This window comes from Sanguibacter biliveldensis (genome assembly GCF_033798665.1).
Taxonomy (GTDB): Bacteria; Actinomycetota; Actinomycetes; order Actinomycetales; family Cellulomonadaceae; genus Sanguibacter; species Sanguibacter inulinus.
In genome coordinates, this window is sequence record NZ_CP138359.1 from 80,028 (window position 1) to 94,512 (window position 14,485).

Below are 14,485 nucleotides of genomic sequence, written 5' to 3' on the forward strand. Positions count from 1 at the left end.
CTCGCGACGACCCCGGCACGCACGACGACCCTGGTGCGCCGGGGGGAACCGGTGCACCAGGGTCGTCGTCGGCAGGCTCAGGCCTGCCAGTCTTCGTCGTGCTGGGCTGTGTCCTGGTGAGGGACTAGGAGCGCGTCGTCCGACGACGACGCAGGACCAGGCCGGCTGCGCCTGCCAGCACGAGCGCCAGGGCCGTGCCCGAGGCGACCAGCACCTCGGTTCCGGTCGTGGCGAGAGCGGCCCCGGGACGGGCCGGTGATGCCGGTGCTGCCGGCGCGGCGGGTGCCGGTGCTGCCGGGGTGCTGGGCACCGGGGTCGGGGCGGGCGCCTCGGCCAGGTACGTCACCGTGATGGTCGCCGACGTGAGGTTCCCCTCGACGTCGGTCACCTGGTAGGTCACCGGGGTCGGGTCGCCCTCGAAGCCGTCGAGCGGCACGAAGGTGACGGCACCCGTCTCGAGGTCGACGGTCCAGGTCCCCTCGCCGGGGACCGTGAGCGTCGTGACGAGCTCGCCCGTCGCGGGGTCCACGAGCCTGACGCTGCTCGGGTCGAGGGTGCCCGTGTCGTTGCCGACCACGTCGACCGTCACGGGCGTGCCGCGGACGTTGTCCACGTCGACGTCGTCCTGCGCCTGCGGCAGGTACGTGACCACCACGAGCGCGGAGACGGGGTCTCCCGCGGTCCCGAGCACCTCGTAGGTGACGGGTGTCGGGTTCTTGGTGAAACCGTCCTCGGGCACGAAGGTGACCGTGCCGGTCTCGAGCTGGACGGTCCAGGTGCCTTCGCCGGGGACCGTGAGCGTGAGGACACGCTCACCCGTCACCGGGTCGACGAGCCGCAGCGAGCTGCGGTCGACCGAGCCCGTGTCGTTCGGGAGGACGTCGACGACGACGGACGATCCCACGGTGTTGCCGTGCTTCGCGTCGTCGGTCGCGACCGGGAGGTACGTGACGGTGACTGTCGCGGAGACCAGGTCGCCCGTCGAGTCGGTGACCTCGTAGGTCACCGGGGTCGGGTTCCCCGTGAAACCGTCCGCCGGGGTGAAGGTGACCGCTCCGGTCGTGGGGTCGACCGTCCAGGTGCCCTCGCCCGGGACGACCAGCTCGGAGACGCGGTCTTCGCCGTCGACCAGCACGACGGTCGTCGGGTCGAGGTCACCGGCGTCGTTGGTCAGCACGTCGACCGTGACGACCTCGCCGATGGTGTTGCCGTGGTCGACGTCGTCGGTCGCGTCGGGGACGTAGCCGACGGTCACCCGGGCGCTCGTGGTGTCTCCGGTCGTGTCGGTGACCTCGTAGGTGACCGGGGTCGGGTCGGTGAGGAAGCCGGCCTCGGGCGTGAAGACCACGGCGCCCGTCGTCGGGTCGACCGTCCAGGTGCCCTCGCCGGGGACCACCAGACGGTCGGTCCGGGTGCTGCCGTCGACGAGCACGACGGTGCTCGGGTCGAGGTCGCCGGTGTCGTTGGTCAGCACGTCGACCGTGACGACGTCGCCGATCGCGTGGCCGAGGTCGGAGTCGTCGGCCGCGGCCGGGACGTAGTCGACGGTCACGACGGCCGTCGCCGTGAGGCCGTCCTCGTCAGAGATCCTGTACGACACCGGGGTCGGGTCTGTGAGGAAGCCGGCGACGGGGGTGAAGACGACGTCGCCGCCCTCGACGGTCCAGGTGCTCTCGCCGGGGACCACGAGCTGCAGACCGGGCGACGTGCTGGTGGCCGGGTCCCACAGGACGAGCGTGGTGGGGTCGAGCGGGCTGGTCGTCGCGGTGTCGTTGCCGAGCACCGGGACGCGGACGGTCTCGCCGATGGTGTTGCCGAGGTCCGAGTCGTCGGTGGCCGTGGGCGGTCCGACGACGGTCACGACGGAGGTGTCGCTGTTGTCGTCCTGGTCGCCGCGGTCCTGGACCGTCGCGGTGTTCTCGAGCGTCGTCCCGGGGGTGTCCGTGACGGCCTGGGTGTAGGTGATCGTGACGCTCTCGCCGACGTCGAGCCCACGGCGACCGTCAGCTGCGCCACCGAGGAGTGCGTGCTCGCGCGAGCACGTCACGGTGCTCGGCAGGGGTGAACCGACCACGGCGTCGCACGAGAGCGGCCCGCGCTCGAAGGTGTCGTTGGTGCCGCCCGCGACGACCACCGAGGTGACCGACGTGGCGCCGTCGCCCGGGAGCGTGTCCGTGAGGGTGAGGATGTCGCCGCGCGTCATGGCCTCGGGGCCGTTGTTGACGACGGTGACGGCCCAGGTGACCGTCGAGCCGACAGGGGCACGGTCGGGCGAGCCTGTCGGAGCGCCGTCGACCGAGGCGGTCTTGGTCACGGCGAGGTCGTAGCCGCACTCGACCCAGTCCAGCTCGATCGAGCCGTCGGTGCCCTTGCCCGTCCCCGTCTGACGGCCCGAGGCCGCCGAGGTGACGTCGGAGGCTGTGCCCGCCACGAAGGACGAGCCGCCGCCACCGCCGCCGCCGGCCACGGTGTTGATCCCGTTGTCGCTGTTCTTGATGATGGTCGACGCGCCGCCACCACCGCCGGTGAGGCCGGCGCCGCCGCCGCCTCCGGCGTCGTAGTTCGGGTCGGCTGCACCGGCACCGCCGGCGCTGCCGGCTCCAGGCTGGCCGTTCAGGCTCGGGTCGGTGCTGTGGACGCCGCCCGCGCCGGGCTGGCCGTCGCGACCGCCCTGACCGCCGCCGACCCGAGGTCCACCCTCGAAGCCGTCGGTGCCGTCGGCACCTGCCGCGACCTCGCCGGCGCCGGCCGGGAGGCCTGCGTCTCCACCGAAACCGTCGGTGGTGACGGAGTGCCCGCCACCGCTGCCGCCGCCGCCGCCCGCCAGCACGGCGACGTCGTCGGGGGTGGTCCCGCCGAGGAACAGGACTGTCGAGCCTCCTCCACCGGCACCACCGTGCTGGGAGACCGCCGTGCCGCCGGTCCCGCCGCCGTTGACGCCGCCTGCACCGCCGGCCGCGTTGACGTTCTCACGCCCGCCTCCGCCGACGGTCCCGCTGAAGGTGGTCCCGGGTGTCACCGCGAAGGTCGCGGTGATCGCGGCCCCGGCGCCGTTCGACCCGGTGCCGTTGGCGCCCGCGGCCGAGCGTCCGCCGGCACCGCCGACGACTGTCGCGCGGACCGCGCAGATGCCGTCGGGGACGGTCCCGGCGACCTGCGCCCCGAGCCCGAAGCTCGAGGTCGACGCCTCGGGCGCCGGGGCCGCCCAGGCCGCGCCGGGCAGCGTCAGGCCGCCGAGCGCGAGGCTGAGGGCTGTCGCCGCGACGGCGGCAGGTCGGACGGACCGGCGCGCGGTGCGCGACGGCTCGGTCGTGGATGGTGGCTTCACGGGTGCTGCTCCTCCAGAGTGGGGTCACGTCTCGGTCCGGCCGAGATCGACGCGCGTCGCACTCTGAGAAGGCCGTCTCGCGGCTCGTCCAGGTCTCGGCGCCCACCCATGCTCGTGACCCGCTGGGGCCTCGGGGCGCGCGAGGCCCGGACTTCATCCCGGGTTTCATACTCCGCAGGGCTCGCAGGGGGCGGCCGACCTCACAGCGGTCCCAGACGGCGATGAGGAGACCTTTACGCGACGGTCACCGCCGCGCAACGACGCGCGTCGGCACCGGGACCAGGCTCAGAGCACGACGGTGGCTGCCGTCCGTTCCGAGAGGGAGGCACCCATGACCTACGTGAAGCCTGACGAGGTCCTCGCGACCGCCGTCGACGCCGGGGCGACCAAGGCGTCGCTGTCCACGACCGAGATGCTCGTGCGAGGGGTGCTCGGCGGTGCGGTCCTCGCCTGCGCCACGACCCTCGCCTACCAGGCGACGGTCCAGACCGGGCAGCCGATCGTCGGGGCGCTCGTCTTCCCGGTCGGCTTCGTCATGATCGTGCTGCTGGGCCTCGAGCTGGTGACAGGGAGCTTCGCGCTCGTCCCGCTCGCGGTCCTCGAGGGCCGGGCGAGCGTCGGAGGGATGCTCCGCAGCTTCGGTCTGGTCCTCGTCGGGCACGTCGTGGGGGCTGCCGGCTACGCGGCGATGTACGTCGCGGTGATCAGCCGGATGGGGACGGACACCGAGAACCCTCTCGTGGCGAACCTCGTGCAGATCGCCGAGACCAAGACCCTCGGCTACGAGGCCCTCGGTGCGAGCGGCCTCGCGCTGGTGTTCGTCAAGGCTGTCCTGTGCAACTGGATGGTGACCCTCGGGGTCGTCATGGCGATGACCTCGAGGTCGACCGGCGGCAAGATCGTCGCCATGTGGCTGCCGGTGACGACGTTCTTCGCCCAGGGCTTCGAGCACGCCGTCGTGAACCTCTTCGTCATCCCCGCGGGCATGATGCTCGGCGCCGATGTCACCGTCGGCGACTGGTGGCTCTGGAACCAGCTGCCGGTCCTCGCCGGGAACCTGGTCGGGGGCGTGCTGCTCACCGGCCTCGGGCTGTACTGGGCGCACCGGCGCGGGCTGGAGGCGCTGACGGCGTCGGGTGCGAGGGCTGGGCTGACGGGGGACGTGACGGGTGCGGGGGTGCAGGCGCCCGCGGCTCCGAGCGCACCTGCGCTCCAGGACGCGTGACCGGCGCCTGACCTCCGCCCCACCCGCGTCCGGCCCGCGCCCGACCAGAGCGGGGCCGGGCGCGGGCCATGAGGGCTGGCCCCACCGGTGGCCCCATGACGCGCCCCCGTCCACCATGGAGCGATGAGCGCACCTCGAGAGCATGTCGTCGGACAGATCCTCGCCCTCGGCACCGACGAGGTCCCCTTCACCTTCACCCCGTCGGCCGACGGGGTGACAGGGGCGTGGGACTACGCCGACGCACGGTGGGTGGGCTTCGTGTCGGCAGGCACGATCGACCGTGGCTACAGGCTCGAGGTCAGCCTGCACGAGGACTCGACGTACACCCTCGTCGACCACACCTCGGCGACCCAGGCCCGGGTCGGCGCCGGTGGGGCCAGCGTCAGCACGTCGAGGTTCCGCGGGACCGTCAGGTCGAAGAGCTTCAGCACGAGCTTCGCCCCGCTCGCGACAGACCACGGTCAGGCCGGGCACTCGTTCGGGTGGCGCTTCGACGCCGACGAGATGAAGACGCCCGTACAGCAGGTGCTCGAGCAGGCGGGCTGGACGCCGCGCAGACGCGGGTTCTGGGACCGGCTCACGGGCCGCGGATGATCTGCGAGGCCGTCGCGCGTGGCCCCGTGGGCCGTGCGACCATATTGGTCAGCAGGCGATCCCGGAGCGACGGGGCACGCATCCCGTTCTCGCAGGACTCGAGGTGAGCATGAGCCCGATCCCCTTCGCGCCGCCGCCCCGGCTGCCGGACGTGGTCTCGACGTGGACCCTCAGCTCCTACGACGCGCTCGGGACGATGCGCGCCGGTCTGACCGACGCGGTCTCGGCGACGGCGCCCGAGCAGCCCCGACGTGGTCGCTCGACCCTGCGGAACATGCTCCTGGCCAGCAGCGAGCTCGCGACCAACGCCCTCAAGCACGCGCGGTCGTCGGCCCGGGTGGTCCTCAGCACCGACGGGCAGACGTTCTTGCTCGACGTCGTCGACCGCGCCAAGGACTCGGTGCCCACCCGTGCGGCGGGCCGCAAGCCGGGCGAGGGTGGATTCGGTCTCGTGCTCGTCGCCCGCGTCTCGGACGAGTGCGGCTGGTACGTGAGCCACGACGAGAAGCACATCTGGGCGACCTTCCCAGCACGCGACGAGGGCTGACCGCAGCCTCGACAGGTCCGGGAGCGACGTCGCCCGCGGCTAGGAGAGCGGCGCCTCAGGCTCTGTCGACCGCCGCACCGGCGGGGTGACCGTCACGACGCACCACGGCAGGAAGCGCTGCACGAGAGGTCCCACGGCGATCGCGTAGAGGACCGTCCCGAGACCGACGGTGCCGCCGAGCAGCCACCCGGCGACGAGCGCGGTGACCTCGATCCCTGTGCGCACGAGCCGGAGCGACAGCCCGGTCTGGCGCGACAGCCCTGTCATGAGCCCGTCGCGCGGCCCGGTGCCGAGCTGGGCCCCGATGTACAGCGCTCCGCCCAGGGCGTTGAGCACCACGCCCGCCACCAGGATCGGCACCTGGAGCGCGAGGCCGTCGACCTCGGGGACCAGGCGCAGCGACGCGTCGATGACCACCCCGACGAGCAGGGCGTTGGCGAGCGTGCCGAGCCCGGGGGCCTGGCGAAGCGGGATCCACAGCGCCAGCACTGCGAGGGACATGAGGACCACGACGGTCCCGATGGACAACGGGGTGCTGCGGGAGATGCCCAGGTGCAGCACGTCCCAGGGGCTCAGCCCCAGACCGCTGCGCAGCACCATGGCGAGCGACACCCCGAAGAGCACCAGCCCGAGCACGAGCTGGACGAGCCGACGGGTCGTGCGACCAGCACGCAGCTGCTCGAGGGGGGTGAGGTCCTGGAGGACGCGGGGTGAGGTCACCGGCTAACCGTAGGTGCTGAGGCGGGGTGCGTGGTCACCGCCGGGACCACGTCCCGGCGAGTCGGACCCTGGCGACGTCAGGCGTAGAGGTCGACGTCTCCCGTGCGGCTGCGGTCCCGTGACGGGGCCTCGGCCTGCTGGGCAGGTGTGGGCGCGGCGGTCCGGCTCGTCTGGCCTTCCTGAGCCTTCGCCTGCTCTCGGGCGAGTGCCGCGGTCGCTGCGGCGACGGAGAGCGCGGCAGCCTCCACGGCCGCCTGGTCGACCTTGATCGTCGCCTCGGGTGCCTTGTCGAAGACGTCCTGTGACAGCTTCTTCTGCGCGGCGGCGAGCTGCTTGACCGCCCTGTCGTAGGCCTGCTGCGCGGGCGACCCGCTCGCGGCGGTCGCGCTGCTGCCTGTCGTACCCACGCTCGTCGTGCCTGCTTCGATCCGGATCCCGGACATCGGTTGCCTCCCAGCTCGTACCTCGTCCCCTCATGATCGACCGGCACCGGGACGTCATGAGGGTCTGACCAGGCACTTCACCCGTTGGGGTCGTGGTTGCCCCCGAGCCTGCGGTGCTCATCCCGAGCGTCTGCGCCTGCGGCCCCGGGGCTGTCGACCCCCTGGTCGCAGGCGTGGCGGGCCCGCGCCGGTCGCTGACAAATCCGTTGCCCCGGGCTGCACCCGCTCGCTAGCGTCGCCGTCATGCCACACGACCTCATGTCCCAGCTGGACGCCGCCGCCCGGTCCACGGGCTTCAGCGGCGTCGTCCGCATCGACCGCCCCGACGGCGAGAGCGAGTCGCGGGCCTACGGATGGGCGGACCGCGCCCGGGGCCAGGCGATGACCGTCGACCACAGGTGCGGGCTCGCGAGCATCTCGAAGGGCTTCACGGCCCTGGCTGTGGGGGCGCTCGTCGACGACGGTCTGCTGAGCCTGGACAGCCCGGTCCGACCCGTCCTCGGCGACGACCTCCCGCTCGTCGACGACGCCGTCACCGTCGGGCAGCTGCTCTCGCACACGGCGGGCATCGGCGACTACATCGACGAGTCGGCCGGCGGTGACATCAACGACTACGTGGTCGACAGGCCGCTGCACCTGCTGGGCACGACCGAGGCCTTCGTCCCGCTGCTCGACGGGCGACCGCAGGTGAGCCCACCCGGGTCGACCTTCGCGTACTGCAACAGCGGGTTCGTGGTCCTGGCCCTGGTGGCCGAGAGGGTCTCGTCGCTGACCTTCCACGACCTGGTCGAGCAGCGGGTGCTCGGACCTGCCGGGATGGTCTCGACCGGGTACCCGCGGACCGACGAGATCTCCGGTGACACTGCTCTGGGGTACCTGGAGGAGTCGGGGGACAGGACGAACGCGCTGCACCTGCCGGTCCGGGGCAACGGTGACGGCGGGGCTGTCGGCACCGTGGCCGACCTCGCGGCATTCTGGTCGGCGCTCTTCGCCGGGCGGGTCGTGACGCTCCCGACGCTCCAGGCGCTGACCGAGCCCGTCAGCCACGTCGAGGGCGACCACATGAGGTACGCCCGCGGCTTCTGGCGGGGCTGGTCGTCGCAGACCGTCCTGCTCGAGGGCTACGACGCAGGGGTCTCGGGTCGGACCTGGCACGACCCGGAGTCGGGTGTCACGGGATCGGTCCTCGCCAACACCTCGAACGGTGCGTGGCCCGTGCTGGAAGCACTGAGCTGGGCATGAGGACCACCCTGCTCACACGTTGAGCCTGTAGCCCCGCTTGACCACCGTCGCCACGAGCCGCGGCTCGGGCAGCGACGCGCGCAACCGGCTCATCGCCATGTCGAGGGCGTGCTCGTTCTGCGCCTCCGGCAGGTGCGCCATGAGGTCCTTGCGGGTCAGCACTGCACCCGTGCTCGCGGCGAGGGCACGGAACAGCGCGAGCGGAGCCGGCGCCAGCTGACCGGCCCGGCCCTCGAAGACCACGGACCGCCCACGGATCTGGACAGGGCCGAGGGCTGTCGAGAGCTCGGTCACCTGGTGCAGCGCGAGGTGCTCGCACACGAGCCTGATGAGCGCTCCCATGCGGAACCTCTCGGGGATGATCGGCGTGACGCCGGCCACCTCGAGCGGCCCCGCGGTCACCGGACCGACAGCCGCCGCGACCACGTCGGTGCGCAGCGCGTCCAGCAGCTGGTCGAGGACACCCTGCTCGATCGCCGAGGTGAGGAAGGCGTCGACCGCCGGGGCGCTCGTGAAGGTCACGACGTCGAGGTTCCGGGCGCAGACCGCGTCGATCAGCCTGGGCAGCCTCTCCACGCCGTCGGGCTTGACCCAGCGGTAGGGCTCGACGGTGAGCACCCGGGCACCGCCTGCCCGCAGCCTCTCGAGCTGCTGCCCGTCGGTGTACCCGTGCAGCTGGACGGCGACGGTCCGGCCCTCGACGCCCTCGTCGAGCAGCATGTCGATCACCGACGCCGTGCGCTCGTCGTGCGCGATGCCCACGTCGTCGAGCCCGGCCGCTCGCACGGCCCCGCGGGCCTTGGGCCCCCGGACGAAGATCCGGGCGGCCTGCAGCACGTCGGTCAGCGCGTCGCCGAGACCGGCGGCGTCAGCCGCCTCGCTCCAGCGCCGCATGCCGTAGGCGGTCGTGACGACCAGGACGTCGGGCGGGGTCTCGAGGATCGCCCGGGTGTCGGCGAGCAGGTCGACGTCTTCCTCGACGGGGGCGATGCGCAGCGCGGGGGCGTGCATCACCTGCGCCCCGCGTCGTTCGAGGGCCGCGATGAGGTCGTCCGACCGCCGGTCCGACGTCACGCCGATCCGGAACCCCGAGAGCTGGTCGTTGCTGAACTCGGTGACACCGGACGTGTCGTCGGCAGCGTTCATCCAGATACTCCTAGCGAGGCGCCCGCGAGCTCGGTGAGCTCACGGGGCCAGTCGTGGCCGAGGCGGACGACCTCGCCGATGACGAGGACGGCCGGGTTGGAACATGCCGCGAGCGTAGCCGCTGAGGTCGCCTCGCCGAGAGTCGAGCAGGTCGTGCGCTGGTTCATGCTGTACCCGCGCTCGACCACGGCGACGGGCATCTCGGTCGTCATGCCGGCGCGGCGCAGACCCGTGAGGGTCTGGTGCATGGTCCCGATCCCCATGAGCACGACGATCGTGCCGCCGAGCCCGGCGAGGTGCTCGCACTCCGACGCCGTGAGCGGGACGTGGCCGGAGATCACCGTGAACAGGCGGGAGACCTCGCGGTGCGTCACGGGGATGCCCGCGGCAGCCGGGACGGAGACTGCCGAGGTGATGCCCGGGATGACCCGCACGGGGATCCCGGCCTCGCGCGCGGCGGCGACCTCTTCCGACCCGCGCCCGAACACGTAGGGGTCACCGCCCTTGAGCCTGACGACGGTCTCCCCGGCGCGGGCGCGGTCGACCATGAGGTCTTCGATCCCGCGCTGCGTGATCGCGTGATGGCCCGGGCGCTTGCCCACGTCGACCAGCTCCGCACCGTGCGTGAGCTCGGCGAGGTTCTCGTGCGGGGCGAGGCGGTCGTAGAGCACCACGTCGGCGTCGGCGAGCGCCTGGCGGCCCGCGACCGTCAGCAGCTCGTCCTGCCCGGGGCCACCACCCACGAGGATCACCTGACCCCCGGGGGCCGCGGCGTCCTCGCGGACCACCAGGTGCGTCTGCCGCAGCCGGACGAGGACCTCGTCCCACCCGCCCTGGCAGTCGTCGACGGCCACGACCAGGCGCACGTCGTCGAGGGAGGCGAGGTCCACGTCGGCCGGGGTGTGGGCCGTGCGGACCACCGCCCCGGCGTGCGTGCAGCGCCGCAGGGCGCGTCGGGCGCTGTGCGCCGTGCCGAGGATCAGCACCGTCGAGCCGGTGAGGTCGAGGTCGAGGTTCACGGGTCAGCCCTCCTGGTTCTCGGTACGCACGGGGATGCTCAGCCCGGCCAGCATGACGGGTCGGCGCACGGGCTCGTCAAAGCTCTCGATCCCCGGACCGAGGTCACCGGCCCGCTCGGCCGCCGTCGCCGGACGACGCTGCCCGCGCTCGCGGACGTAGGCGGTCGAGTCGTCGACCTCGGTCGGGGCGTTGACGAAGGACCTGAACCTGCGCAGCCTGTCGGGGTCCTTGAGGGTCGCCGCCCACTCGTCCTCGTAGTGCTCGACGTGCAGGGCCATCGCGGCCTCGAGGTCTGCGCCGATGCCGAGGGAGTCTTCGACGACCACCTGGTGCACGTGGTCGACACCACCGTCGAGGTCTTCCATCCAGCGGGCCGTGCGCTGCAGACGGTCGGCCGTGCGGATGTAGTACATGAGGTAGCGGTCGACGTAGCGGATGAGGGTCTCGTCGTCGAGGTCCTTGGCCAGCAGCTGGCCGTGGACGGGCTGGAAGCCGCCGTTGCCACCGACGTAGAGGTTCCAGCCGGTGTCTGTCGCGATCACGCCGACGTCTTTGCCGCGGGCCTCGGCGCACTCGCGGGCGCAGCCGGACACGCCCATCTTGAACTTGTGCGGGGCGCGCAGGCCTCGGTAGCGGAGCTCGAGCTGGATGGCCATGGCGACCGAGTCCTGCACGCCGAAGCGGCACCAGGTGGAGCCCACGCAGGACTTCACGTTGCGCAGCGCCTTGCCGTAGGCCTGGCCGGACTCGAAGCCTGCCTCGACCAGCTGCGCCCAGATCTCCGGCAGCTGGTCGAGACGGGCGCCGAAGAGGTCGATGCGCTGCCCGCCGGTGATCTTCGTGTACAGCCCGAACTCGATCGCGACCTGCGCGATGACCGCAAGCTTCTCCGGGGTGATCTCGCCGCCGGGGATGCGTGGGACGACCGAGTACGAGCCGTCTTTCTGCATGTTGGCCAGGGCGCGGTCGTTGGTGTCCTGGAGGGCGCCGCGGCCCGGGTCGAGCACGTAGTCGGTGTGCTGCGAGGCGAGGATCGACCCGATGGTCGGCTTGCAGATGTCGCAGCCGCGCCCGGTGCCGAAACGCCCGAGGATCTCCTCGAAGGTGGTCAGCCCGAGGGCGCGGACACCCTCGAAGAGCTCGGCGCGCGACATGGGCACGTGCTCGCACATGGCCTTCGACACCGCGACACCGGCCTTGGTGAGCTCGCCCTCGAGGAGCTTCTTGAGCATCGGCACGCACGACCCGCACTGGGTGCCCGCCCGGGTGCAGGTCTTGAGCTTGCCCAGGTCGTGGCACGGTGCGGTCTTGCCGTCGCCGTGGACCGCGGCGCGGGCCGTGCCGACGGCGACGTTGTTGCACGAGCAGAGGATCGCGTCGTCGGGCAGCTCGGTCTGCGGGGCCTCGCCGCCGCCGGCCGCGGTGAGGAAGGCACCCGGCTCGGCGCCGAGCTCGCGGCCCAGCAGCGGGCGCAGCGACGTGTAGGGCGTGGCGTCCCCGACGAAGATGCCGCCGAGCAGCGTCTTCGCGTCGCCGGTGACGACGATCTTCTGGTACATCCCGCGGGCCGGGTCGGCGTAGACGATCTCGAGGCAGTGCTCGGTCGCCCCGAAGGCGTCGCCGAAGCTCGCGACGTCCACCCCCGACAGCTTGAGCCGGGTCGCGGTGTCGAAGCCCGGGAAGGTCGCGGCTCCGCCGTGCAGCCGGTCGGCGACGACCTCGGCCATCGTGTTCGCCGGGGCCACGAGCCCCACGCACCGCCCCTCGAAGCTCGCGACCTCGCCGATCGCCCAGATGCCCGGGACCGAGGTCGAGCAGCCGTCGGAGATCTCCACGCCCCCGCGCGGCCCTGTCACCAGACCTGCCGACGCAGCGAGCTCGTCGCGGGGGCGGATGCCGATCGCGGCGACCACGAGGTCGGCGGCGAGCTCGGCGCCGTCTCCGAGCTCGAGGGCGACCACCCTGTCGTCCTCGACGAGGATGCCCACGGGGCGTACCCCGCAGTGCACCTCGATGCCCGTCGACGCGATGAGCCGGCCGAGGGCCTGCCCGCCGCCCTCGTCGAGCTGGGCGTTCATCAGCCAGCCGGCACCGTTGACCACGGCGGCCTCGGCGCCGAGCTCTTGCAGGCCGCCCGCGGCCTCGAGACCGAGCAGACCGCCACCGACCACGACAGCCCGGGGTGCCCGGCCGAGCTCCGCGGCCAGGCGCGTCACCTCGGCGGCGAGGCCCCAGACGTCGTCGACGGTCCTGTACACGTGCGTACGGTCGCCGTTCGGGAAGGTGAGGCGTGCCGCGTCGGAGCCTGTGGCGAGCACGAGCTCGTCGTAGGTGACGGTGCCGCTCGTCGTCTGGACGGTCCTTGCCGCCGCGTCGACCGCGACGGCCCGCTCGCCGGTCCGCAGCGTGATCGCCGGGTGCTCCCAGAGCTCTCCGCCGCCGAGGGTCAGGTCGATGTCGCCGACGAAGGCCTTGCTCAGCGCGACGCGGTCGTAGGGCTGGTGCACCTCCTCGGCGATCACGGTGACCCGCAGGCCTGAGGTGTCGCGCGAGGCCATGGCCTCGACGAAGCGGTGGGCAGCGGGCCCGCCGCCGACGACCACGACGTGGTGGGCTGGGGGCGTGCCGTCGGTTCCGGTCATGCGAGTACCTCCAGGGGGCTGCGGCGAGTTCCTCGACCGTACGGGCGTGCCGTTTCCCTCCCGTTGCCCTCGGGTGTCCCGGGGGTCACCAGGTTGTCACCGCCGTCCAGGGCAGCAGTGAGAAGACGGTCACGAGAGGGAAACCCTGCGCCGACCTCCGGGAAACACCTCGTCGATAGCGTCGGGCTCACCGACGGTCACCGCGACCCTCAGCTACCTACCTACCCACCGCACGACGCCACTCCCCGTCAGGAGCCCGACATGACCGAGACTCTCATCGCCTGCCCCCGGACCGCCCGCGCCCAGCAGTGGCACCGGGTCTGCAGGATCGACGACCTCGAGACCGGGTGGGGAGAGGCCGCCATGGTCGACGGTGCGCAGGTCGCGCTGTTCCGGCTCGCCGACGCCGGGGTCTACGCGGTGAGCCACCGCGACCCCGCGACAGGCTCGCACGTCATGGCCCGCGGCATCACCGGGTCGAAGACTGTCGCCGCAGGGGAGCGCGTGACCGTCGCGTCGCCGCTGCACAAGCAGGTGTACGACATCGTCACGGGGGAGTGCTTCACCCACCCCGCGCTGCACCTGGAGACCTACCCCGTGCAGGTGGTCGACGGCTATGTCGAGGTCGCCCTCGAGGTGGCGGTCGAGGCCGAGGTGCGGGTCGCGGCGTGACGGTGCTCGGGCCGGGCGCCTTGGGCGAGCGCGCGGCGTCCTGCGCGGTGCCGGACGCAGAGCCCGTCGTCGGACGAGACGCCGTGCTCGACGAGGTAGCGGACGCAGCCCGTGGTGCGATGGCCCACGGCGTGCTGGCCCACAGCGCTACGGCCCGGGGTGCGGTCGACCGCACGCCCGTCCTCGTCGCCTGCTCGCACGGCACGTCCTCGCTCGCCGGGCAGCGCGCCGTCAGCGACCTCGTCGACGCCGTCGCGCTCCGCCGCCCGGACCTCGACGTGCTCGGTTGCTGCGTCGACGTCCAGCAGCCCGACGTCCCGACCACCCTCGCAGAGATCGGCGACGAACCCGTCCACGTCGTCCCGCTGCTGCTGTCGGCGGGCTTCCACGTGTACGTCGACCTGGCGGAGGCTGCCGCCGAGGCGCCCGACGCCGTGGTGCGCCCCGCGCTCGGACCGGACCCGCGGCTCGTGCGCCAGCTGGTGACGCGTCTCGACGAGGCCGGTCTGCGGCCCGACGACACGGTCGTGCTCGCGGCTGCCGGGTCCTCCGACGCCCGTGCCGTCGACGACTGCGAGGTCATGGGCCGCATGCTCGGCCACGCGATCGGGCGTGAGGTGCTCGTCGGCTACATCTCCGCCGTCCAGCCCGCCCTGCCCGACGCCGTCGAGACCGCGCGCTCGCGGAGCGGCGGCCGCCGGGTCGTCGTCGCGACCTATCTGCTGGCCCCGGGCTATTTCGCCGACCTCGCGGGCCGCGCGGGCGCCGACGTGGTCACCGAACCGCTGCTGAGCGCCGCCGACCCGGCCCCGCACGAGATGGTCGAGCTCGTGGTCGAGCGGTTCGGGATGTAGCTGAGGTCCCTTCGCACGGGACGGCGGACCGGTCACGATCGCGGCTCCCGCT

The 14,485-nt window shown here is 72.6% G+C and carries 12 protein-coding genes; 6 read left to right on the forward strand and 6 right to left on the reverse strand.

The window, feature by feature from the left end:
* Window positions 1-124 precede the first annotated feature (124 nt).
* On the reverse strand, window positions 125-3,328 hold the full coding sequence (locus SANBI_RS00365; protein ID WP_319157882.1) for an Ig-like domain-containing protein: 3,204 nt from the start codon (window positions 3,326-3,328) through the stop codon (window positions 125-127).
* Window positions 3,329-3,659: 331 nt separating this feature from the next.
* Between SANBI_RS00365 and SANBI_RS00370 the strand changes: the two genes are divergently transcribed.
* From SANBI_RS00370 to SANBI_RS00380, 3 genes are all read left to right on the forward strand, one after another.
* Window positions 3,660-4,553: a formate/nitrite transporter family protein gene (locus SANBI_RS00370; protein ID WP_319157884.1), complete on the forward strand. Its 894-nt coding sequence runs from the start codon at window positions 3,660-3,662 to the stop codon at window positions 4,551-4,553.
* Between the two features lie 123 nt (window positions 4,554-4,676).
* Window positions 4,677-5,147, forward strand: a complete 471-nt coding sequence (locus SANBI_RS00375) for a hypothetical protein (protein ID WP_319157885.1) — start codon at window positions 4,677-4,679, stop codon at window positions 5,145-5,147.
* 109 nt (window positions 5,148-5,256) lie between these two features.
* Entirely contained in the window at window positions 5,257-5,694 is a 438-nt protein-coding gene (locus SANBI_RS00380; RefSeq protein WP_319157887.1) for an ATP-binding protein, read from the forward strand.
* Between the two features lie 39 nt (window positions 5,695-5,733).
* Here SANBI_RS00380 and yczE read toward each other — a convergent pair whose 3' ends face one another.
* Window positions 5,734-6,414, reverse strand: coding sequence for a membrane protein YczE (yczE, locus tag SANBI_RS00385; RefSeq protein ID WP_319157889.1), 681 nt, complete (start codon window positions 6,412-6,414; stop codon window positions 5,734-5,736).
* A 77-nt stretch (window positions 6,415-6,491) separates the two neighbouring features.
* Window positions 6,492-6,857 (reverse strand): hypothetical protein, encoded by a 366-nt coding sequence (locus SANBI_RS00390; RefSeq protein WP_319157891.1) that lies wholly within the window; start codon window positions 6,855-6,857, stop codon window positions 6,492-6,494.
* Between the two features lie 243 nt (window positions 6,858-7,100).
* Here SANBI_RS00390 and SANBI_RS00395 point away from each other — a divergent pair, with 243 nt between their 5' ends.
* Window positions 7,101-8,099 carry a serine hydrolase domain-containing protein gene (locus tag SANBI_RS00395; RefSeq protein ID WP_319157894.1) on the forward strand — a complete coding sequence of 333 codons (999 nt, stop codon included), beginning with the start codon at window positions 7,101-7,103 and terminating at the stop codon, window positions 8,097-8,099.
* A gap of 12 nt (window positions 8,100-8,111) precedes the next feature.
* Here SANBI_RS00395 and SANBI_RS00400 read toward each other — a convergent pair whose 3' ends face one another.
* Genes SANBI_RS00400 through nirB form a run of 3 tightly spaced genes read right to left on the reverse strand, consistent with a single transcriptional unit; the run spans window position 8,112 to window position 12,907 of the window.
* Entirely contained in the window at window positions 8,112-9,245 is a 1,134-nt protein-coding gene (locus SANBI_RS00400; RefSeq protein ID WP_319157896.1) for a uroporphyrinogen-III synthase, read from the reverse strand.
* Window positions 9,242-10,264: a uroporphyrinogen-III C-methyltransferase gene (gene cobA / locus SANBI_RS00405; RefSeq protein ID WP_319157898.1), complete on the reverse strand. Its 1,023-nt coding sequence runs from the start codon at window positions 10,262-10,264 to the stop codon at window positions 9,242-9,244. The genes SANBI_RS00400 and cobA overlap by 4 nt, the downstream gene beginning before the upstream one ends.
* Before the next feature lie 3 nt (window positions 10,265-10,267).
* Window positions 10,268-12,907, reverse strand: coding sequence for a nitrite reductase large subunit NirB (nirB, locus tag SANBI_RS00410; RefSeq protein ID WP_319157900.1), 2,640 nt, complete (start codon window positions 12,905-12,907; stop codon window positions 10,268-10,270).
* 261 nt (window positions 12,908-13,168) lie between these two features.
* Here nirB and nirD point away from each other — a divergent pair, with 261 nt between their 5' ends.
* Together nirD and SANBI_RS00420 are read left to right on the forward strand one after the other, a co-directional pair.
* The gene (nirD, locus tag SANBI_RS00415) at window positions 13,169-13,579 is read left to right on the forward strand and encodes a nitrite reductase small subunit NirD (RefSeq protein ID WP_319157902.1); all 411 of its coding nucleotides are present in this window, start codon (window positions 13,169-13,171) and stop codon (window positions 13,577-13,579) included.
* Between the two features lie 83 nt (window positions 13,580-13,662).
* Window positions 13,663-14,433 (forward strand): sirohydrochlorin chelatase, encoded by a 771-nt coding sequence (locus SANBI_RS00420; RefSeq protein WP_408669728.1) that lies wholly within the window; start codon window positions 13,663-13,665, stop codon window positions 14,431-14,433.
* Window positions 14,434-14,485 lie beyond the last annotated feature (52 nt).